The organism is Vibrio sp. R-1, from assembly GCF_035615595.1.
GTDB classification, from domain to species: domain Bacteria; phylum Pseudomonadota; class Gammaproteobacteria; order Enterobacterales; family Vibrionaceae; genus Vibrio; species Vibrio cholerae.
The window spans coordinates 18876-38523 of the sequence record NZ_WPDC01000030.1; the positions used below are offsets into that span (position 1 = coordinate 18876).

Consider the following 19648-nt stretch of genomic DNA (forward strand, 5'->3'; position numbering starts at 1 on the left):
AACGCAACTAATCAAAACAACATTACACCTTTGATTTGCTGATCTGGAATAGACGGGAGCTTATGCTCCCGTTGCCATTTCTAGAGCATAAAATGGTGGGTTAGAGTGCCGTCTTAAACCGTTCAGAAACGTTAAGGATAAGCTTACTTGACCCATTGTCTGACCCAAATTCGTCAGGTACAAAAAAGGTTAGTAAGCACTAGGCATACTAACCTTCTGGAATCTGGTGGCCCCTCCCAGGTTCGAACTGGGGACCAAGCGATTATGAGTCGCCTGCTCTAACCACTGAGCTAAGGGGCCAAATTAGGTGTCAGATTATATTGGAAGGGGTTAGGTGTGTCTAGCCAAAGCGGGTTGAATAGTGCTTACAATTTATTCACTTAGCTTGTATAAAAAAGAAAAGGTGAGCTCAGCTCACCTTTTTCAGTTCATAACCAACTTGAATTATTCATCCAAGAAGCTGCGCAGAACTTCTGAGCGGCTTGGATGACGCAGTTTACGCAGTGCTTTTGCTTCAATCTGACGAATACGTTCACGAGTTACATCAAACTGCTTGCCCACTTCTTCCAGAGTATGGTCGGTATTCATATCGATACCGAAACGCATACGTAGCACTTTCGCTTCACGAGGTGTTAGGCCTGCTAATACATCGCGAGTGGCAGCTTTAAGGCTGGTTGCGGTCGCAGAATCCAGTGGCAGCTCGAGGGTGGTATCCTCGATAAAATCACCCAGATGCGAATCTTCATCATCACCAATCGGTGTTTCCATGGAGATGGGCTCTTTGGCAATTTTCAGCACTTTGCGGATTTTGTCTTCTGGCATTTGCATGCGTTCTGCCAATTCTTCAGGAAGTGGCTCACGACCCATCTCTTGCAGCATTTGGCGCGAAATGCGATTCAGTTTATTGATCGTCTCGATCATGTGTACTGGAATACGAATCGTACGTGCTTGGTCAGCAATAGAACGAGTGATTGCCTGACGGATCCACCAAGTCGCATAGGTTGAGAATTTATAACCACGACGGTATTCAAACTTATCGACGGCTTTCATCAAACCGATGTTACCTTCTTGGATCAGATCCAAGAATTGCAGACCACGGTTGGTGTATTTCTTAGCAATCGAAATTACCAGACGTAAGTTTGCTTCAACCATCTCTTTCTTCGCACGGCGAGCTTTCGCCTCACCGATTGACATACGACGGCTGATGTCTTTGATGCGTTCAACAGACAGTGATGTCTCTTGCTCGATCATTTGTAGTTTCTGAATTGAACGGCGGATCTCTTCTTCTTGCTCACGGACTTTCGCTACGTAAGGCTTGTCAGAAGCAAGGACTTTATCCAGCCACTCTTCATTCGATTCATTGCCTGTAAATAGGGCGATGAACGATTTCTTCGGCATCTTCGCGACTTCAACTACCGCTTTCATCACCAAGCGTTCTTGGGTGCGAACACGATCCATTGAAGTGCGCAGAGTTTCAACCAAGTGGTCGAATTGCTTTGGTGTTAGGCGGAATTCACGGAAGATATCCAGCACTAAGTCTGACGCTTCAGAAGCTTGATGACTGTCACGACCAAATTCATTAACCGCTAATTGCAGGTTTTGGAACTTACCGCGCAGTTCATTGAATTTCTCACGAGCCAGTTCAGGGTCGATACCGACTTCTTCTTCGCTGTCGCTGCTTTCACCGTCGCCATCTTCGTCTTCATCTTCGTCTTCATCTTCGACGACAGCATCATCTTCATCCGCGAGATCCGCTTCAGAAAGCTCAGAACCGATGTGAGTCGCGGTTGGCGCTTCGGTTTCCATGTCGTTAGGATCAACGAAGCCTGAAATTAGGTCAGTGAGACGTAACTCTTCGGCCTGAACACGATCAAACTGCTCAAGAATGTAAGGGATGGTTCCAGGATACTCGGCAATCGCACTTTGAACTTGGTTAATACCATCTTCAATGCGCTTGGCAATATCGATTTCACCTTCACGTGTCAAAAGCTCAACCGTACCCATCTCACGCATATACATACGCACAGGGTCGGTGGTGCGGCCAATCTCACTCTCTACGCTAGAAAGTGCCGCGGCGGCTGCTTCGGCAGCGTCTTCGTCAGTGATGGTGGTATCATCGCTGAGGGCAAGATCATCGGCATCAGGTGCGGTTTCCACGACCTTAATGCCCATGTCATTAATCATCTGAATAATATCTTCCACCTGCTCTGAATCAACGATTTCAGCAGGCAAGTGGTCATTTACTTCGGCGTAGGTCAGATAGCCCTGTTCCTTGCCGCGAAGGACAAGTTGTTTAAGCTGTGACTGCGGATTTTGATCCATAGACGGTATCCAACTTCGTATCTGGTGAAGGAATAAGTATGCGCAATGCAAACCACGTATACTAACAAATTTATTCTTTGCTGACTATCTCAACAGAGTTACGCTTTCAAGCCTTTTAAGATCAAGTCTTGTAGCTCTCTTTTCTCTTCGGTTGATAAACCGACACTTCGCTCTTTGGCCTGCAAATTTTCAATTTGTTTTTCTACGCACTGGGCAAGAATTTTGTCCAATGAGTCTAAAAATAGTTCTTCTTGATTGTCTTCGACAAGGGGAATTTCCCAACTTGCCAGACGAGACAGAAGTGTCTCATTTTTTGAGTCTCGCCAATGTTCGAGTAATTGACCCGTAGTGATATGGGGATATTGACGACATTTCTCAAGTACTTCACTGAAGGTATCGAGACCGGGGATCATCAAATGACGCACGCTCGCTAGGTCTGGTACCAATTCAGCATAGCTCGGATTTTGTATCAAGAGCGCGATAACATCACGCATGGGTGTCCGTTTTATTGCTTTATGTGGTGCGGGTCGATTTTCTGTCTTACGTGCTTTTTTACGGCGCAGTTGGTGATCAAAACCTGTCCGTTCATCGAGTAATTTCTCTAGGACCTCTTGTAAAAATGGATCCGGAATTTTGTCGATAAGTGGTGTTGCAACGGCGCGCAGTGCCGATTTACCTTCATGGCTACCCAAGTTAATTTGGTGCAGTTCAATCAAGTTCTCAAATAAGTACTGCGACAGTGGTGTGGCATTGGCAACCTGTTGTTCAAAATCGGCTTTGCCGTATTTACGCACGTAGCTATCGGGATCTTCACCGTCCGGCAGAAACAGAAACTTTAAGATATTGCCGCTTTTGAGGTAGCTGAGCGCATTTTCTAATGCGCGCCATGCGGCATCTCGCCCTGCTCGGTCACCGTCATAACAACAGATGACATGGTTAGTTTGGCGAAACAGCAGTTGTAAGTGATCGCCTGTGGTTGAGGTGCCCAGAGAGGCTACAGAGTAATCGACACCATATTGAGCGAGCGCCACAACATCCATATAGCCTTCCACGACTAAAATTTGTGGTGGCTCTCGATAGGCTTGTAGAACTTCATATAATCCGTACAGCTCTTTGCCTTTATGGAAAATCGGGGTTTCAGGCGAGTTGAGGTATTTCGGTGTGCCTTGATCGGTAATACGGCCACCAAAACCAATGACTCGACCACGACGATCGCGAATTGGAAACATGACTCGTCCGCGAAAGCGGTCATATCGGCGACCGTTATCGTTTTCAATCAGCATACCTGCGGTGACAAGCATATCTTCACTGCTGCGCTGCTGACCAAAATTGCGCCGTACAAGATCCCATTCATCCGCTATGTATCCAATGCCAAATTTCTGGACGATTTCTCCAGATAAACCACGATTTTTTAAGTATTCAATCGCATGCTTATTGGCGGGAACTTTAAGCTGCTGACGATAAAACTGGGCGATGCTGCCCATCAAGTCATACAGGCTGCGCTTATCTTCACTTTTGACGGCTGGCGTATTTTTCGCAAAGGGGCTGGAAGGCGTTCTTTCTTCACGCTGAACTTCAAGACCTATGGTCGAAGCCAGCTCTTCAATGGCCTCAGGAAACTCCATGCGTTCATATTCCATGACAAAATCGATGGCATTGCCATGAGCACCACAGCCGAAGCAGTGATAGAACTGTTTTTCCTGACTGACACTGAATGAAGGGGTTTTTTCGTTATGGAAAGGGCAGCAGGCGCTGTAGTTTTTGCCTTTTTTCTTCAGTTTTACGCGTGCGTCAATAACGTCGACAATATCGAGTCGAGCAAGGAGGTCATCAATAAAACTGCGGGGGATGTGTCCTGCCATAAATCTTTGCATGCACCGAAAGATAGGGTCAAATACAAACAAGCCGTGCTTTCCAAAGGATTGCACGGCTTGCTGTAATTGGGTTGGGATTAAGCCAGTTTAGCGCGGACCAAACCGCTCACTTTACCCATGTCTGCACGCCCTTGAATATGCGGTTTAAGTACAGCCATCACCTTACCCATGTCTTGCATGCCTGCGGCGGCTGATTCAGTGATTGCGCTGTCAATCAGGGCCTTCACTTCATCATCGCTCAGAGGTTGAGGCATAAACTCCTCAAGTACGGTGATCTCTGCTTTTTCCGCATCAGCCAAGTCTTGACGACCTGCTGCTTCGTATTGGCTTACAGAGTCGCGACGCTGTTTCACCATCTTGGTCAGCACTGCAACAATGTCGTCATCGCTCAGAGTGATCTGTTCATCGACTTCACGTTGTTTAATAGCGGCCAACACTAAACGGATAGCGCCAAGGCGTGGTTTATCCTTGGCTTTCATCGCTAGTTTTTGCTCTTCTTTGAGATTCTCAATCAGAGCCATAACAAATTCCTTAGTTTAGGAAGCTGTTATTAGTACAGACGAACGCGACGTGCGTTTTCGCGAGCTAGCTTCTTAGCGTGACGCTTTTGAGCAGCTGCTTTAGCGCGTTTGCGAACGGTAGTTGGCTTTTCGTAGTGCTCACGACGGCGCACTTCAGAAAGGATACCTGCTTTTTCGCAAGAGCGTTTGAAACGACGCAGAGCTACGTCGAACGGTTCGTTTTCACGTACTTTAACTACTGGCATATGCCTTTCACCTCGGGGGTTAATTCGTTAATGCTGATATTTTGATGACCAGAGCAGCAAGAACCCTTGTGCGCCAAGTCGATAACCAGCCAGATCAAAATGGTGCGGAATTTTAATCCGATCGTCCTTCCTTTGTAAAGCACTTTGTCGCTTACATTCTGGACAAGGTTTGTTTGTCGCGCCAAGGCGAGGTAACATGACGCCATATTTGATTTTAGATGGCAGCGTGCTGAGAAAACTATGCGCATTATTGGTATTGAAACCTCTTGTGACGAAACGGGTATCGCGATTTACGATGACGAAAAAGGACTGCTGTCTCATAAGCTTTACAGTCAGGTCAAACTGCATGCCGATTATGGTGGTGTGGTGCCTGAGCTGGCTTCGCGTGATCATGTAAAAAAAACCATCCCACTCATCAAAGCGGCGATGGCAGAGGCAAACGTGACGCCGCAAGATTTAGACGGTGTGGCTTTTACCGCAGGCCCCGGTTTGGTTGGGGCGCTCTTGGTTGGCGCTACGATTGGGCGCAGTTTAGCGTACGCTTGGAATGTGCCAGCGGTGCCGGTTCATCACATGGAAGGGCATCTTCTTGCTCCGATGCTGGAAGAGAACCCGCCGCCGTTTCCGTTTGTCGCTTTGCTGGTATCGGGCGGCCACACCATATTGGTGGAAGTGAAAAACATTGGTGAATACCGCATTTTAGGTGAGTCTATCGATGATGCGGCTGGCGAAGCCTTTGATAAAACGGCCAAATTGATGGGATTGGATTATCCAGGTGGCCCGTTATTGGCCAAGCTGGCAGAAAAAGGGACTCCGGGACGCTTTAAATTTCCCCGTCCTATGACGGACAGGCCGGGGCTCGATATGAGCTTTTCCGGTTTAAAAACCTTTACTGCCAATACCATTGCTGCAAATGGCGACGATGAACAGACCCGTGCGGATATTGCTTACGCCTTCCAAGAGGCCGTGTGTGACACTTTAGTCATTAAATGTAAACGCGCATTGGAGGAGACGGGACTTAAGCGTGTGGTGATTGCGGGTGGTGTGAGTGCCAACAAGCAGTTGCGTGCTGATTTGGAAAAACTCGCGAAAAAAATCGGTGGCGAAGTGTATTACCCACGTACTGAATTTTGTACCGATAACGGAGCGATGATCGCTTATGCGGGCATGCAACGTTTGAAAAATGGTGATGTGTGTGAACTTGGCTTGCAAGCTCGCCCGCGTTGGCCGATTGATGAGTTAACGTCAATTCAGAAATAAGTACGACGAAATGGTATTGAAACGGTCGTGCTAGTGGCCGTTTTTTCTAAACAAAAGAATGAATTAGATAATGCTGAATTTCTGCTCAGAGTTGTCTGCTTTGCATCTCATGTTACAGTCAGCGTCTACTTTATTGATGGATAAATAACTAAAATGAATTCGATGCTGATTGATGGCCAAAAAATGGCTTACCTTGATGTCGGGGAAGGCGAAGTGTTGCTCTTTGGGCACAGCTATTTGTGGGATCACCAAATGTGGGCTCCGCAAGTGGCGGCGTTAAGTCAACGCTATCGTTGTATTGTTCCAGATTTTTGGGCGCATGGCGCTTCAGAGGCTGCCCCCGCTGCGATGAGCAATCTCAAAGATTACGCTCAACATATGTTGGCGCTGATGGAGCATCTGCAGATTGAGCATTTCTCTGTGATTGGCTTGTCGGTGGGGGGAATGTGGGGCGCCGAGCTAGCCTTACTCGCGCCAAAGCGAGTTCAATCTCTGGTTATGATGGATACTTTCGTGGGTCTTGAACCGGAAGTGACCCACAAAAAATACTTCGCCATGTTAGATACCATTGCTCAGCTGCAAGCGGTGCCCGCTCCGATTGTGGAGGCGGTTGTTCCTATGTTTTTTGCATCTAACACGTTGAAAAACGAGTTGCCTGTTGTGGCGCAATTTCGCTCGGCTCTGCAAGGTTTGAGCGGCGAGCGTGCTGTTGAAGTGGCGCGTTTAGGGCGCATGATTTTCGGGCGTCGTGATTTGATGGATGAGATCGAACACTTAACTCTGCCTGTACTCATCATGGTCGGCAGTGAAGATACTCCTCGCCCAGCGTTAGAGTCTTACCTGATGCAAGATACGATTCGAGGCAGTCAACTTGAAGTGATTGAAGGGGCGGGACATATCAGTAGTTTGGAGCAGGCAGAATCCGTGACACACCACCTGCAAACGTTCTTAGCAACCGTATATTGATTTTTCTGCCATTGATGAAATGGCGATCACCTATTGAGCCGCGCACGGTTACACGACGCGGCTCTCTTCATCATCGCTCGGCTTCTTATTCTTTTCACCGACCTTGGGCTCGGTACCCGCAAACAGGCGCTTCACGTTTTGATGATGGCGCAGCACAATCAAACAGCACAACATGGCAACCGGAAGTGTGTACTGTGGCTTAATCAGCCAAGTGTAGAGGGGCGCGAGCAACACTGTGATTAAGGCTGCAAGCGACGAGTAGCGAAACAGTACGACAACGACAAGCCATGTGGCCATCACCATAGCGGTTAAATCGAGCCCAATCGGTGCGATTGCACCTAACGCGGTTGCCACGCCTTTTCCACCTTTGAAATGGAAAAAAATCGGGTACATGTGACCAAGGCAGGCGGCGATTGCCACCAATCCCAACATAAAAGGTTCAATATTGAGGAAGTAGCCGCCCCAAACTGGGATGGTGCCTTTGAGCATGTCACACAATAAAACGGCCACTGCGGCTTTTTTGCCGCCGATGCGCAGTACATTGGTGGCTCCGGGGTTTTGTGAGCCCACGTCACGTGGATCGGGGAGACGCAGAACACGACAAATCAACACCGCACTGGAAATTGACCCCAGTAGATAGGCAAAAATGATCATGCTGAGCGCCAATGGAGTCATAACAGCCTCAAACTGCGTGTTTCGAAAAGTTATCTCGAATAAGTATTTGTATTCCCTGTTGAATAAGAAAAAATCTTTTAGGATTTAGCATCTTGAACAGGTTTGGGTATATCATATCGCGATTGAGCGGATAGTACGATTTTTTCATCGGTTTGGGTATCCGACCTGTGAACAGGAAGCGATTGAGCATGGATAAAGTGTTTATTGAACAGTTGGAAGTGATCACTACGATTGGGGTCTACGACTGGGAACAGCAGATCAAGCAGAAATTGGTGCTCGATCTGGAAATGGCGCACGACAACCGTGCAGCGGGAAAAAGTGATGATGTAGCGGATGCTCTGGACTATGCCCAAGTCAGCCAAGCTGTGCTGGAGCATATCGAACAAGGGCGTTTTTTACTGGTAGAGCGTGTGGCTGAAGAAGTGGCTGAACTGATCATGACTCGCTTTGCTGTGCCTTGGATCCGCATTCGCTTGACCAAGCCGGGCGCAGTGCCGCAAGCCAAAGGAGTCGGCGTGATCATCGAGCGAGCGCGTGGATGATCACCGCTTATATTGGTGTGGGCTCAAATCAGGATCGCCATCAGTCGATTGAAGCTGGCCTTCGTGCATTAGCCGAGCTGGCGAGCCAGTGGCGTCTGTCCACGATTTATGAGTGTCCATCCGTTGGGTTTGCCAGCCATCCTTTCTTCAATCTGATGGTTGAGATGGAGACAGAGCTCGCGCTGCCTGAATTGATGAAGCAGTTAAAAGCGATCGAGCTGCGTTGTGGCCGTTTGCCGAATGCACAAAAGTATCAGGATCGAACACTGGATCTTGATATTGTGCTGTATGGCGATTGCGTAACGGAGAATGATCCAGTGCTGCCTCGACCGGATATTTATCGCTATCCGTTTGTGATTCAACCTTTATATGAGCTCTGTCCGCAGCGAGTGATTGCTGGTGATGGTCGAACTGTTGAGCAGATTTGGCAACAAGCGCAGGATTTAGCATCACTCACCCCAGTACCGATCTGGTTTTCTATTAACGAGAAGAAACAATCATGAGTTATTTTGAGTCGTTCATTCTGGCTTTAATTCAAGGCTTTACCGAGTTTTTACCGATTTCTAGCTCCGCACACCTGATCTTGCCTTCGGCTATTTTAGGTTGGGAAGATCAAGGCTTGGCCTTTGATGTGGCTGTACACGTGGGAACGCTCGCCGCGGTCGTGCTCTATTTTCGAAAAGAAGTGGTTTCGTTATTAAGTGCTTTTTTTGCTTCGATTTTTAAAGGTGATCGCAGCAAAGAAGCCAAATTGGCGTGGTTGATCGTGCTGGCTACGCTTCCGGCTTGTCTGTTCGGTTTTGTGATGAAAGATATTGTTGAGCTCTATTTGCGCAGCGCTTGGGTCATCGCGACAACGACCATAGTGTTTGGCCTTTTACTCTGGTATGTCGATAAACATGCAGAGCTCAAAGCCGACGAATATCAAGCAGATTGGAAAAAAGCGCTGTTTATTGGTTTGGCGCAGGCCGTGGCTATTATTCCTGGCACTTCACGCTCTGGCGCAACCATCACCGCTGCGCTCTATCTTGGCTTTACCCGTGAAGCGGCGGCGCGTTTTTCATTCTTAATGTCGATTCCAATTATCGTATTGGCGGGCAGTTATCTCGGATTGAAACTGGTGACCAGTGGTGAACCCGTACACAGCGGTTTCTTACTGACAGGCATCATCACTTCATTTATCAGTGCTTACATCTGTATTCACTTCTTCCTGAAGCTCATCTCTCGTATGGGCATGACCCCGTTTGTGATTTATCGCTTAGTGCTTGGTGTAGGCTTATTTGCGTTTTTATTAACTCAATAATCACCTGCCAGCGAGCGCCTTTTCTAGGCTTTATGGTATAAATAGGCAGCATTCGAGCAAGTGACCAACGCCACGATTTTGTGGCGTTGGTTTTGAAAGAAAGATGGATTGGTTATGCGAGTATTTGCTTTGACCCTAAGCCTGCTATTGGTCTGGCTGCTTTATACCCTGATGTGGGGCAAAAACGGTGTGATGGATTTTCGCGCTGTACAAGCGGAAATTGAAGTGCAGCAGCAGGTGAATGCCAACCTTCACCTACGCAACCAAGAGATGTTTGCTGAAATTGATGACCTGCGCCAAGGGCTAGATGCGATTGAAGAGCGTGCCCGTAACGAATTGGGTATGGTCAAAGATGGAGAAACCTTCTATCGCATCATAGGTGAGGAGTCGCGCCAATGAACAACATGACAGCGATTGTCCCCGCCGCGGGTGTGGGTAGCCGCATGCAAGCGGATCGCCCTAAGCAGTATTTAACCTTGCTCGGTAAAACGGTGCTCGAACACACCGTTGAACATCTTTTAGAACATCCTCTCATCGAACACGTTGTGGTAGCGGTGAGTGCTGATGACCCCTATTTTGCGAATTTGCCTCTGGCGCATCATCAGCGTGTGATTCGTGTCGATGGCGGCAAAGAGCGGGCGGATTCGGTATTGTCGGCACTGGAGTATGTCTGCCAGCATCGCCTCAGTGAATGGGTATTGGTGCATGATGCGGCGCGTCCGTGTGTGACTCACGCCGATATCACTCTGCTCATCACCACGGCTTTAGCTCATCCGATTGGTGCGATTTTGGCCTCGCCCGTGCGGGATACCATGAAACGTGGCGATCACTTACAGCAGATTGAGCATACGGTCGATCGCACTGCGCTCTGGCATGCGCTGACACCGCAAATGTTTCGTGCCCAATCACTGCGAGAGAGGTTATTCGCCGCTTTACAGCAGCAAGTCACGATTACCGATGAAGCCTCAGCCTTTGAATGGCGTGGTGAAAAGCCTGCTTTAGTGGCAGGACGTGCCGATAATCTCAAAATTACTCAACCTGAAGATCTCGCGTTGGCCGAGTTCTATTTAAGTCGTAATAAGGAAAAATCATGATCAGAATTGGCCACGGCTTTGATGTACACCGTTTTGGCGGCGAAGGTCCCATCATTATTGGTGGAGTGAAGATCCCTTATGAACAAGGATTGATCGCCCATTCTGACGGTGATGTGGCACTGCACGCATTAAGTGATGCCTTGCTCGGCGCGATTGCTGCCGGAGACATTGGCCGCCACTTCCCGGATACCGATGATAAATGGAAAGGGGCAGACAGCCGCGAGCTCCTCAAAGATGTGTATCGCCGTGTCAAAGCGCAAGGTTATGTGCTTGGTAATGCGGACGTCACTATCATTGCCCAAGCGCCGAAAATGGCCCCTTATATTCAGGCGATGTGCGCGGCGATTGCCGAAGATCTGGAAACCGATCTGGGCAATATTAACGTCAAAGCCACCACGACAGAAAAACTCGGCTTTACCGGACGTAAAGAAGGTATCGCCTGCGAAGCGGTTGTACTTTTGCACAAAGCTTAACTCAGCCTATAAAAAATTTTGGAATTAAGATGACTGATATTCTCTCTCCTCTGGCTTATTTGTGCGGTAAACCGACTGCGAAAGCCAAACTCAAAGCCCTACCAGAGCACTTTCAAGTCAACGAAGTGTTGGGTTATTCCTTAACTGGCAGTGGTGAACACTTAATGGTGCGCATTCGTAAGACAGGGGAGAATACCAGCTTTGTGGCCAATGAATTAGCCAAGGCTTGTGGCGTGCCTTCACGCGCGGTGAGTTGGGCGGGGTTGAAAGATAGACACGCCGTTACTGAGCAGTGGCTGAGCGTGCATCTGCCGAATGGCGAAACGCCGGACTTCTCTGCGTTTCTGGCACAATACCCTAGCATTGAAATTCTAGAGGTGACTCGCCACGACAAAAAGCTGCGTCCGGGCGATTTGCAAGGCAATGAATTTATTGTCACTTTATCGGAAGTCAGCGATGTTCCAGCCGTATTAAGCCGTTTAGAAACGGTTGCTGAACTTGGCGTACCCAATTACTTTGGTAGCCAGCGTTTTGGGCGTCATGGCAATAACCTCAGTGAAGCGCGCCGTTGGGGGCGTGATAATGTCCGTTCGCGCAATCAGAATCAGCGCAGCTTATATCTGTCTGCGGCTCGTTCGTGGATTTTCAACCAGATTGTCTCAAAGCGAATTGAGCAAGGCTGTTTTGCCCGCTTTATTGAAGGTGATATCGCTTTAGCTGAGCAGCAAATGTTTAATGTTGATGGTGATTTAGCCCTTTGGGATCAGCGTTTGCAAGCTGGAGAAGTAGCGATTTCAGCGGCTTTGGCGGGCGATAATGCCTTGCCGACTTCGGGTCAAGCCTTGCCACTGGAACAAGCTGAATTGGATGCAGAGCCCGATTTAATGGCGCTGATCCGGGGTAATCGTATGCGCCATGATCGCCGTGCGATCGCCTTAAAAGCGCAAAACTTAAGCTGGCAAGTGCAAGAGGATCAAATCACTCTGCGTTTCTCATTGGATGCGGGTAGCTTTGCGACTTCCTTAGTGCGTGAATTGATCGAAGAGATCCCAGTGGTGCGTCATTACGATCAAGGCCATGAACAAGAGAGCCGCGATTCAGAGAGCGAAGATTAAGATGAAGATTCTACTCAGTAACGATGATGGCGTTTACGCACAAGGCATTCATGCTTTGGCGGATGCATTGCGTGATTTAGCGGAGATTGTGATTGTCGCGCCGGATCGTAACCGCAGTGGAGCCTCGAATTCACTGACCTTAGAGCATCCATTACGAGTGTCGCAAATTGCCGAGAATACCTATTCCGTGCAAGGAACCCCGACCGATTGCGTACACTTTGCGCTCAATGAACTGATGAAAGACGCGCTACCGGATCTGGTACTGAGCGGAATCAATCACGGAGCTAACTTGGGTGATGATGTGCTCTATTCCGGTACGGTGGCTGCGGCAATGGAAGGGCATTTTCTTGGCGTGCAGTCGATCGCCTTTTCTCTGGCGGGAACTACTCATTTTGCTAGTGCTGCTCACTTTGTGCGTCAATTGGTCGAGCAACATCTGGCTAACCCGATTCCGACCAATCGCTTACTTAACGTGAATATTCCGGATCGACCCTTAGAACTCATTCAAGGTATTGAAGTCACACGCTTAGGTGCGCGGCATCACGCCGAAAGCATGATAAAGCAGAAAGATCCGCGTGGGCATGATATTTATTGGCTTGGTCCTCCGGGGAAAGAGCAAGATGCCGGTCCGGGAACGGATTTTCATGCGATTGAACGTGGCTGGGTGTCACTCACGCCGCTACAAGTTGACCTAACGGCACATGAGTCACTGCGTAGCATGGATCATTGGTTAAAGGAAAAGGTGAATGGCTAACCCAAAAGCCGACAGACTGATTCAATTTTTAACTGAGCAGGGGATTACCTCACCACAAGTGTTGGCGGCAATCCATGCACTGCCACGCGAGTTTTTCGTCGCACCGGCCATGATGCATCAAGCTTATGACAATAATGCCCTGCCCATAGGTCAAGGCCAGACCATCTCGCAACCCTATATCGTGGCGAAGATGACAGAGCTACTGGCGTTAACCCCAGAAACCAAAGTGCTAGAAATTGGTACGGGCTCTGGTTATCAAACCGCAGTTCTCGCCAAACTGGTTAATCATGTGTTTACTGTTGAGCGGATCAAAACCCTGCAATGGGATGCGAAACGACGCTTGAAGCAGTTGGATATCTATAACGTGTCGACGAAACATGGCGATGGCTGGCAAGGTTGGCCTGCTCGTGGACCTTTTGAGGCGATCCTTGTGACGGCAGCTGCGGCAAAAGTGCCGCAAAGTCTATTGGATCAGCTTGCTGAGGGTGGTCGTATGGTGATCCCTGTTGGCGAAGACGAGCAATATCTGTACAAAATTGTGCGTCAAGGTGGGCAGTTTATCTCTGAGCGGGTTGAAGCTGTGCGTTTTGTGCCACTGGTCGCGGGAGATCTTGCCTGATGACGCTTTACTCTTTCCGACTGGGCTTATTATTGTTTTGCAGCTTATTATTCGGCTGTACTGCACCTACGCCAGCACCAGTCTCTGGATTGGGTAAAGATTACAACAAAGTTGAGCGTGGTAGTTACCGCGGAAGTTACTATGAAGTTAAAAAAGGCGACACGCTCTATTTTATTGCCTACCTCACAGATAAAGATGTAAATGATCTGATCAGTTACAACGATCTCGCTCCACCTTACACCATTCATCCTGGGCAAAAAATTAAGCTCTGGTTACCTAATTATACTCCTCCTGCTTATGGTGGAACGGGCGGTGCAGCTACAGTGGCTGTGGCTTCAAGCACAAGTGCAAGTGCTGCCAAAGCGGCGACGACGGCAACAGTTGCTCAAACCGTGAGCAAAAGCTCTAATACCAAAAATGTACAAAACGGGTCAACGAATAGTCAAAATTTGACTAAAAAAGATCCAATCAAGACGGTTGATCAAACAAAAACAAAGGAGTATGTTGAACCTGTCGGTAAACAAAATGTTAATGTTAATGTAGCAAAAGCTAAACCTTCGGATGAGAAGATAGCGAAGTGGCTATGGCCGACAAAAGGTAGAGTCATAAAGAACTTTTCTGCGGGCGATCAAGGCAACAAAGGGATAGACATTGCTGGCCAACGTGGTCAGGCTGTCGTTGCTACTGCAGATGGAACCGTAGTGTATTCGGGCAACGCATTACGTGGTTATGGCAACCTAATCATCATAAAACATAATGAGCACTATTTAAGTGCCTATGCCCACAATGATCAGCTGCTAGCAAAGGAAGGACAAACTGTGCAAGCAGGCCAGAAGATCGCCACCATGGGAAGTTCTGGTACCAACAGCGTACGCTTGCACTTTGAGATCCGTTATCAAGGGAAGTCAGTGAATCCTAAACGCTACTTACCTTAACTCATATTGCTAAGGTCATACTGCAAAGGTTGTAAATCGCAATGACTCGCAAAGTTGCCAGGGGGAGGCCGCTATGAGTGTCAGCAATACCGTAACCAAAGTAGAAGAGTTCGATTTTGAAGATGAAGCACTGGAAGTGCTAGAAACTGATACCGAGCTCGCCAGTGATGAAGAATTAGTTGCTGTTGAAGGAGCAAGTGAAGACGTTCGTGAAGAGTTCGATGCTTCTGCGAAAAGTCTTGATGCGACCCAGATGTATCTCAGCGAAATTGGTTTTTCACCGCTCCTTACTGCCGAAGAAGAAGTGCTTTATGCTCGTCGTGCCTTACGTGGTGATGAAGCCGCACGTAAACGCATGATTGAAAGTAACTTGCGTCTGGTGGTAAAAATTTCACGCCGTTACAGCAACCGAGGATTAGCACTGCTCGATCTGATTGAAGAAGGTAATCTTGGTCTGATACGTGCGGTTGAGAAATTCGATCCAGAACGCGGTTTCCGCTTCTCTACCTACGCAACATGGTGGATCCGTCAAACCATTGAACGTGCGCTGATGAACCAAACACGCACCATTCGTCTACCGATTCATGTCGTCAAAGAGCTGAACATTTATTTGCGTACTGCTCGCGAATTATCACAGCGCCTTGACCACGAACCTACGCCAGAAGAAATTGCTCTTGAGTTAGATCGACCTGTCGATGATGTCACTAAGATGCTGCGTCTTAACGAACGGATCAGCTCAGTGGATACGCCAATTGGTGGTGATGGAGATAAGGCACTGCTGGATATTTTGCCAGACTCTCACAATGCCGATCCTGAGTTTTCAACTCAAGATGATGACATTCGTGAATCGCTGCTCAACTGGTTGGATGAACTTAATCCAAAGCAAAAAGAAGTGCTTGCTCGTCGCTTTGGGCTTCTTGGCTATGAACCATCGACCTTGGAAGAAGTGGGTCGTGAGATCAATCTCACTCGTGAGCGTGTTCGCCAAATCCAAGTGGAAGGTCTACGTCGTCTGCGTGAGATTTTGGTGAAACAAGGTTTGAATATGGAAGCTCTGTTTAACGTCGAATACGACAACTGATTTTTTCCAGACTCATCCAAAACTAAGGCACCCGGTGGGGTGCCTTGTTGTTTCTGGAATCTGTAGATTCCATGCTTGAGATATGGGCAATAGCTAGAGCAGCTTTTTCAATTGATAGAGCATATCCAGAGCTTGGCGAGGTGTGAGCTGGTCAGGATCTACGCCTGCCAAGGCTTGCTCAACGGCACTTGGCTCAGGAATTAAGCTCAGCTGGTTGGCAATATCGACGCGGCTTGGCTTACGAGTCTCGGCAGGTTGTGAGCTTAATAGCTCAAGTTGTTGTAACTTGGCGCGCGCATTTTTAATCACGGGCTTGGGTACGCCAGCCAGTCCTGCTACGGCTAAACCATACGATTTACTCGCGGCACCCTCTTGCACTGCGTGCATAAAGGCGATGCCATCACCATGTTCAACCGCATCTAAATGAACATTCGCTAGATGAGGTAACACATTCGGCAGTTCGGTTAACTCAAAATAGTGAGTGGCAAACAGCGTCATGGCACCAATCTCTTTGGCAAGCCACTCGGCACTCGCCCAAGCGAGCGAGAGTCCGTCATAAGTACTGGTACCGCGGCCAATCTCATCCATCAACACCAAACTGTTACGGGTCGCATTGTGCAAAATATTGGCGGTCTCCGTCATCTCCACCATAAAGGTTGAGCGGCCGGACGCAAGATCATCGGACGCGCCGATACGGGTAAAAATACGATCCAGTGGGCCGATTGACGCACTTTCAGCAGGCACATAACTGCCGATATGCGCCATCAGTGCAATCAAGGCGGTTTGACGCATGTAAGTCGATTTACCGCCCATATTCGGGCCAGTAATGATCAGCATGCGTCGCTGTGGATTAAGTTCGATCGGGTTAGCGATAAACGGCTCATTCATTACTCGCTCTACCACAGGGTGGCGACCACCTTGGATATGAATGCCCGCTTCTTGAACCAGTGTTGGGCGACAATATTCCAAGTTTTCTGCGCGCTCTGCGAGGTTTTGCAGCACATCCAATTGAGCAACGGAAGCCGCCAGTTGTTGCAGCTGCTCAAGATGCGGCAACAGCAAATCGAACAACTCTTCCCACAACTGTTTTTCTAACGCTAAAGCACGAGACTTAGAATTGAGCACTTTGTCTTCATGCTGTTTAAGTTCTTCGATGATGTAACGTTCAGCGTTTTTTAAGGTTTGACGGCGTACATAGTGGGGAGGCACTAAATGGCTCTGACCTCGACTGACTTGAATGTAGAAACCGTGCACATTGTTATAACCCACTTTCAGGGTATCAATGCCGTGACGATCGCGCTCTTCGGCTTCCAAGCGTTCCAGAAATTCGGTTGCGCCATTGGCTAAATCGCGCCATTCATCGAGTTCGGCACTGTAACCATCGGCGATCACGCCACCATCGCGGATCACCACGGGTGGGTTTTCTTTGATCGCACGTTCGAGTAAATCGCACAATTCATCCATTGGCTCGGCATGGGTGCGTAGCTCGGTAAGGTGAGGCTGCTTAAGCTCGCTCATGACCGAGTGCAATTCAGGTAACTGCTGCATGGCATGGCGTAGGCGAGCTAAATCGCGCGGCCGCGCTGAGCGCAGCGCTAGGCGGGCGAGGATCCGTTCAATATCACCAATCTGCTTGAGTACAGGATGCAGTTCCCCATACAAAGCAGTTTCTTTGAGCTCAGTGATCGCATCTAAACGCTGATTGAGGGTTGCGTTATCGCGCATCGGTTGGTGGATCCAACGTTTGAGCATACGACTGCCCATCGGGGTCGCACAATGGTCGAGTACTTCTGCAAGCGTGTTATCTGTTCCACCCGCCAAGTTATGAGTGAGCTCAAGGTTGCGCCGAGTCGCGGCATCCAAAATCACCGATTGATCTTGGCGATCCCAAGTCAGTGAACGGATGTGTGGCAAAGCAGTACGCTGAGTATCTTTCACGTATTGGATTAAGCAGCCTGCTGCGCACAAGCCAAGTTTTGCTTGCTCAACCCCAAAGCCAACCAGATCGCGCGTGCCAAATTGCTGGTTGAGCTGCTGTTTCGCAGTATCGAGCTCAAATTCCCAAATTGGGCGACGGCGGTTGCCTTGGCGGCTTGCCATTAGATGCACTGGCGAAAAATCTTCAGGAAACAAGAGTTCACGAGGCGAAGTGCGTTGCAGTTCTGCCGCCATCTCTTCTTCGGTTTGCGGTTCACTGAGCTGAAAACGGCCGGAGGTGATATCCATGGTCGCGTAGCCAAAGCGGCCGTTATGGTGATAAATCGCCGCGATCAGGTTATCGACTCGCTCTGAGAGCAGGGCTTCATCGGTCACGGTTCCCGGGGTCACAATCCGCACCACTTTGCGCTCAACGGGGCCTTTGCTGGTCGCTGGGTCACCAATCTGTTCGCAGATCGCGACCGATTCCCCCATCTGGACGAGTTTCGCTAAATAACCTTCCACGGCATGGAAAGGCACCCCTGCCATCGGGATGGGTTCACCCGCCGATGCGCCGCGTTTGGTTAAGGAAATGTCCAGCAGCTCAGAGGCGCGTTTGGCATCGTCATAAAACAGTTCGTAAAAATCACCCATGCGATAGAACAGCAGAATGTCTGGGTTTTCCGCCTTGAGTCTTAAATACTGTTGCATCATCGGGGTGTGGTGCGAAAGAGACTCGCTCGGTGAGGCGTTCGATTTCATCATAATCTTATGTCGCTGCTTATCATCATCTGCGCAGGCCTTGCGGCATTTCATCACAAGGCGGGCATGGGTCACTTAAAAACGGTTACAGAGAATAGCAAACCTGACTAGGGCGGGGCAATTGAGCTCTTGCTTTGCATGGTGATGACCTTACGGCCCATCAGGCCATCGCCGCAAGAGGTTTACCGAAAAGCGCGTAGGGAGCGTGATATGGATACCAAGTCAGACAGGTTTCGACACTCAGCCTAAGCCGAGTGTCGGAAAGCTCAGTTAGGAAAATAATCCTGAGGATAAATAACGGTCGCCACGATCGCACACAATCGCTACCACTACGGATCCCGGATTTTGTTGGGCAATCTGCAAAGCGGCAAACACGGCTCCGCCAGAGCTGACGCCGGCGCAAATTCCTTCTTCACGCGCAAGGGCGCGAGCGGTCTGTTCGGCGTCAGTTTGAGTCACGTCCAGAACCTGATCGACTCGTGCAGCATCAAAAATGCCGGGGAGGTAGGCTTGTGGCCAACGGCGAATGCCGGGAATTGCGCTGCCTTCCGAGGGTTGTAAGCCGATGATCTGGATCTGCGGATTTTGCTGTTTCAGGTAGCGAGAGACGCCCATTATGGTGCCTGTGGTGCCCATGCTTGAAACAAAATGAGTGATTTTGCCTTGGCTTTGCTGCCAGATTTCTGGGCCAGTGGAGCGAAAATGTGCGTCAGGGTTATCCAAGTTATTGAATTGATCCAATACCTTGCCTTTACCTTCTTGCTGCATCTGTAAGGCTAAATCGCGTGCGCCTTCCATCCCTTGTTCTTTGCTAACCAAAATCAGCTCAGCGCCATACGCGCGCATCGAATCTTTGCGCTCTTGAGTGGCGTTATCGGGCATGATCAGAATCATCTTGTAGCCTTTGATGGCGGCAGCCATAGCCAACGCTATGCCAGTATTACCACTGGTGGCTTCAATAATGGTATCGCCGGGCTGCAAACTGCCGCGCGCTTCGGCTTGCACAATCATATTAAGGGCTGGTCTATCTTTCACGGAACCCGCTGGATTATTGCCTTCGAGCTTCACCAATACTGTAGAGCGGCCTGAATCGAGGCGCTGTAAACGCACCAAGGGCGTTTGACCTACATAATCTTCAAGAGTGGGGAAATCAGACACAGGGCGATCCTTCTATTCTAATAGTGACAACC

At 49.0% G+C, this 19648-nt stretch carries 20 protein-coding genes and 1 tRNA gene; 13 read left to right on the forward strand and 8 right to left on the reverse strand.

All coding sequences use genetic code 11. From position 1 onward, the window contains the following. Positions 1 to 224: 224 nt before the first annotated feature. The 5 genes from GOU96_RS08650 to rpsU all read right to left on the reverse strand — a co-directional run bounded on the left by GOU96_RS08650 (position 225) and on the right by rpsU (position 4962). Positions 225 to 300 (reverse strand) — tRNA-Ile (locus GOU96_RS08650). 144 nt (positions 301 to 444) lie between these two features. Then, on the reverse strand, positions 445 to 2322 hold the full coding sequence (gene rpoD, locus GOU96_RS08655; protein WP_000372618.1) for an RNA polymerase sigma factor RpoD: 1878 nt from the start codon (positions 2320 to 2322) through the stop codon (positions 445 to 447). A 98-nt stretch (positions 2323 to 2420) separates the two neighbouring features. Further along, a complete protein-coding gene (dnaG, locus tag GOU96_RS08660; RefSeq protein WP_000907207.1) occupies positions 2421 to 4184 on the reverse strand; it encodes a DNA primase in 1764 nt (587 codons plus the stop codon). An 89-nt stretch (positions 4185 to 4273) separates the two neighbouring features. Then, positions 4274 to 4717, reverse strand: coding sequence for a GatB/YqeY domain-containing protein (locus GOU96_RS08665; protein ID WP_001173892.1), 444 nt, complete (start codon positions 4715 to 4717; stop codon positions 4274 to 4276). Positions 4718 to 4746: 29 nt separating this feature from the next. Continuing rightward, complete coding sequence (rpsU, locus tag GOU96_RS08670) at positions 4747 to 4962, reverse strand: 30S ribosomal protein S21 (protein ID WP_001145625.1); 216 nt, start codon at positions 4960 to 4962, stop codon at positions 4747 to 4749. Positions 4963 to 5202: 240 nt separating this feature from the next. Between rpsU and tsaD the strand changes: the two genes are divergently transcribed. Together tsaD and GOU96_RS08680 are read left to right on the forward strand one after the other, a co-directional pair. Next, on the forward strand, positions 5203 to 6222 hold the full coding sequence (tsaD, locus tag GOU96_RS08675; RefSeq protein WP_267782045.1) for a tRNA (adenosine(37)-N6)-threonylcarbamoyltransferase complex transferase subunit TsaD: 1020 nt from the start codon (positions 5203 to 5205) through the stop codon (positions 6220 to 6222). A 153-nt stretch (positions 6223 to 6375) separates the two neighbouring features. Next, positions 6376 to 7188 (forward strand): alpha/beta fold hydrolase, encoded by an 813-nt coding sequence (locus GOU96_RS08680; protein ID WP_267782048.1) that lies wholly within the window; start codon positions 6376 to 6378, stop codon positions 7186 to 7188. A 48-nt stretch (positions 7189 to 7236) separates the two neighbouring features. Here the strand turns inward: GOU96_RS08680 and plsY are convergent, their stop codons facing one another. Continuing rightward, positions 7237 to 7863 carry a glycerol-3-phosphate 1-O-acyltransferase PlsY gene (gene plsY, locus GOU96_RS08685; protein ID WP_000188018.1) on the reverse strand — a complete coding sequence of 209 codons (627 nt, stop codon included), beginning with the start codon at positions 7861 to 7863 and terminating at the stop codon, positions 7237 to 7239. A 188-nt stretch (positions 7864 to 8051) separates the two neighbouring features. Between plsY and folB the strand changes: the two genes are divergently transcribed. The 11 genes from folB (at position 8052) to rpoS (ending at position 15779) form a co-directional block, all read left to right on the forward strand. Continuing rightward, positions 8052 to 8405: a bifunctional dihydroneopterin aldolase/7,8-dihydroneopterin epimerase gene (gene folB / locus GOU96_RS08690; RefSeq protein WP_000361952.1), complete on the forward strand. Its 354-nt coding sequence runs from the start codon at positions 8052 to 8054 to the stop codon at positions 8403 to 8405. Next, positions 8402 to 8908, forward strand: coding sequence for a 2-amino-4-hydroxy-6-hydroxymethyldihydropteridine diphosphokinase (folK, locus tag GOU96_RS08695; RefSeq protein ID WP_267782052.1), 507 nt, complete (start codon positions 8402 to 8404; stop codon positions 8906 to 8908). The genes folB and folK overlap by 4 nt, the downstream gene beginning before the upstream one ends. Beyond that, positions 8905 to 9708 (forward strand): undecaprenyl-diphosphate phosphatase, encoded by an 804-nt coding sequence (locus GOU96_RS08700; RefSeq protein ID WP_042988182.1) that lies wholly within the window; start codon positions 8905 to 8907, stop codon positions 9706 to 9708. Before folK ends, GOU96_RS08700 begins: the two co-directional genes overlap by 4 nt. 114 nt (positions 9709 to 9822) lie before the next feature. After that, on the forward strand, positions 9823 to 10107 hold the full coding sequence (gene ftsB, locus GOU96_RS08705; RefSeq protein WP_001263189.1) for a cell division protein FtsB: 285 nt from the start codon (positions 9823 to 9825) through the stop codon (positions 10105 to 10107). Further along, positions 10104 to 10802, forward strand: a complete 699-nt coding sequence (ispD, locus tag GOU96_RS08710; RefSeq protein ID WP_267782057.1) for a 2-C-methyl-D-erythritol 4-phosphate cytidylyltransferase — start codon at positions 10104 to 10106, stop codon at positions 10800 to 10802. The genes ftsB and ispD overlap by 4 nt, the downstream gene beginning before the upstream one ends. After that, positions 10799 to 11275 carry a 2-C-methyl-D-erythritol 2,4-cyclodiphosphate synthase gene (gene ispF, locus GOU96_RS08715; RefSeq protein ID WP_000619207.1) on the forward strand — a complete coding sequence of 159 codons (477 nt, stop codon included), beginning with the start codon at positions 10799 to 10801 and terminating at the stop codon, positions 11273 to 11275. Before ispD ends, ispF begins: the two co-directional genes overlap by 4 nt. Positions 11276 to 11304: 29 nt before the next feature. Then, positions 11305 to 12390, forward strand: a complete 1086-nt coding sequence (truD, locus tag GOU96_RS08720; RefSeq protein ID WP_044126956.1) for a tRNA pseudouridine(13) synthase TruD — start codon at positions 11305 to 11307, stop codon at positions 12388 to 12390. A gap of 1 nt (position 12391) precedes the next feature. Then, positions 12392 to 13144 carry a 5'/3'-nucleotidase SurE gene (gene surE / locus GOU96_RS08725; protein WP_000698379.1) on the forward strand — a complete coding sequence of 251 codons (753 nt, stop codon included), beginning with the start codon at positions 12392 to 12394 and terminating at the stop codon, positions 13142 to 13144. Next, positions 13137 to 13763, forward strand: coding sequence for a protein-L-isoaspartate(D-aspartate) O-methyltransferase (locus GOU96_RS08730; protein ID WP_057550676.1), 627 nt, complete (start codon positions 13137 to 13139; stop codon positions 13761 to 13763). The genes surE and GOU96_RS08730 overlap by 8 nt, the downstream gene beginning before the upstream one ends. Further along, entirely contained in the window at positions 13763 to 14698 is a 936-nt protein-coding gene (nlpD, locus tag GOU96_RS08735) for a murein hydrolase activator NlpD (protein WP_113628444.1), read from the forward strand. Before GOU96_RS08730 ends, nlpD begins: the two co-directional genes overlap by 1 nt. A 73-nt stretch (positions 14699 to 14771) precedes the next feature. Then, on the forward strand, positions 14772 to 15779 hold the full coding sequence (rpoS, locus tag GOU96_RS08740; RefSeq protein ID WP_000116739.1) for an RNA polymerase sigma factor RpoS: 1008 nt from the start codon (positions 14772 to 14774) through the stop codon (positions 15777 to 15779). Positions 15780 to 15872: 93 nt separating this feature from the next. On the opposite strand, the gene mutS is transcribed toward rpoS, so the two are convergent. Continuing rightward, positions 15873 to 18461 carry a DNA mismatch repair protein MutS gene (mutS, locus tag GOU96_RS08745; RefSeq protein ID WP_001892042.1) on the reverse strand — a complete coding sequence of 863 codons (2589 nt, stop codon included), beginning with the start codon at positions 18459 to 18461 and terminating at the stop codon, positions 15873 to 15875. Between the two features lie 267 nt (positions 18462 to 18728). Next, a complete protein-coding gene (gene cysM, locus GOU96_RS08750; RefSeq protein ID WP_001914090.1) occupies positions 18729 to 19616 on the reverse strand; it encodes a cysteine synthase CysM in 888 nt (295 codons plus the stop codon). Positions 19617 to 19648 lie beyond the last annotated feature (32 nt).

Coding starts and splice junctions, on each gene's coding strand:
- rpoD (WP_000372618.1), bottom strand. CDS start 2,322: ATGGATCAAAATCCGCAGTCACAGCTTAAACAACTTGTCCTTCGCGGC.
- dnaG (WP_000907207.1), bottom strand. CDS start 4,184: ATGGCAGGACACATCCCCCGCAGTTTTATTGATGACCTCCTTGCTCGA.
- GOU96_RS08665 (WP_001173892.1), bottom strand. CDS start 4,717: ATGGCTCTGATTGAGAATCTCAAAGAAGAGCAAAAACTAGCGATGAAA.
- rpsU (WP_001145625.1), bottom strand. CDS start 4,962: ATGCCAGTAGTTAAAGTACGTGAAAACGAACCGTTCGACGTAGCTCTG.
- tsaD (WP_267782045.1), top strand. CDS start 5,203: ATGCGCATTATTGGTATTGAAACCTCTTGTGACGAAACGGGTATCGCG.
- GOU96_RS08680 (WP_267782048.1), top strand. CDS start 6,376: ATGAATTCGATGCTGATTGATGGCCAAAAAATGGCTTACCTTGATGTC.
- plsY (WP_000188018.1), bottom strand. CDS start 7,863: ATGACTCCATTGGCGCTCAGCATGATCATTTTTGCCTATCTACTGGGG.
- folB (WP_000361952.1), top strand. CDS start 8,052: ATGGATAAAGTGTTTATTGAACAGTTGGAAGTGATCACTACGATTGGG.
- folK (WP_267782052.1), top strand. CDS start 8,402: ATGATCACCGCTTATATTGGTGTGGGCTCAAATCAGGATCGCCATCAG.
- GOU96_RS08700 (WP_042988182.1), top strand. CDS start 8,905: ATGAGTTATTTTGAGTCGTTCATTCTGGCTTTAATTCAAGGCTTTACC.
- ftsB (WP_001263189.1), top strand. CDS start 9,823: ATGCGAGTATTTGCTTTGACCCTAAGCCTGCTATTGGTCTGGCTGCTT.
- ispD (WP_267782057.1), top strand. CDS start 10,104: ATGAACAACATGACAGCGATTGTCCCCGCCGCGGGTGTGGGTAGCCGC.
- ispF (WP_000619207.1), top strand. CDS start 10,799: ATGATCAGAATTGGCCACGGCTTTGATGTACACCGTTTTGGCGGCGAA.
- truD (WP_044126956.1), top strand. CDS start 11,305: ATGACTGATATTCTCTCTCCTCTGGCTTATTTGTGCGGTAAACCGACT.
- surE (WP_000698379.1), top strand. CDS start 12,392: ATGAAGATTCTACTCAGTAACGATGATGGCGTTTACGCACAAGGCATT.
- GOU96_RS08730 (WP_057550676.1), top strand. CDS start 13,137: ATGGCTAACCCAAAAGCCGACAGACTGATTCAATTTTTAACTGAGCAG.
- nlpD (WP_113628444.1), top strand. CDS start 13,763: ATGACGCTTTACTCTTTCCGACTGGGCTTATTATTGTTTTGCAGCTTA.
- rpoS (WP_000116739.1), top strand. CDS start 14,772: ATGAGTGTCAGCAATACCGTAACCAAAGTAGAAGAGTTCGATTTTGAA.
- mutS (WP_001892042.1), bottom strand. CDS start 18,461: ATGATGAAATCGAACGCCTCACCGAGCGAGTCTCTTTCGCACCACACC.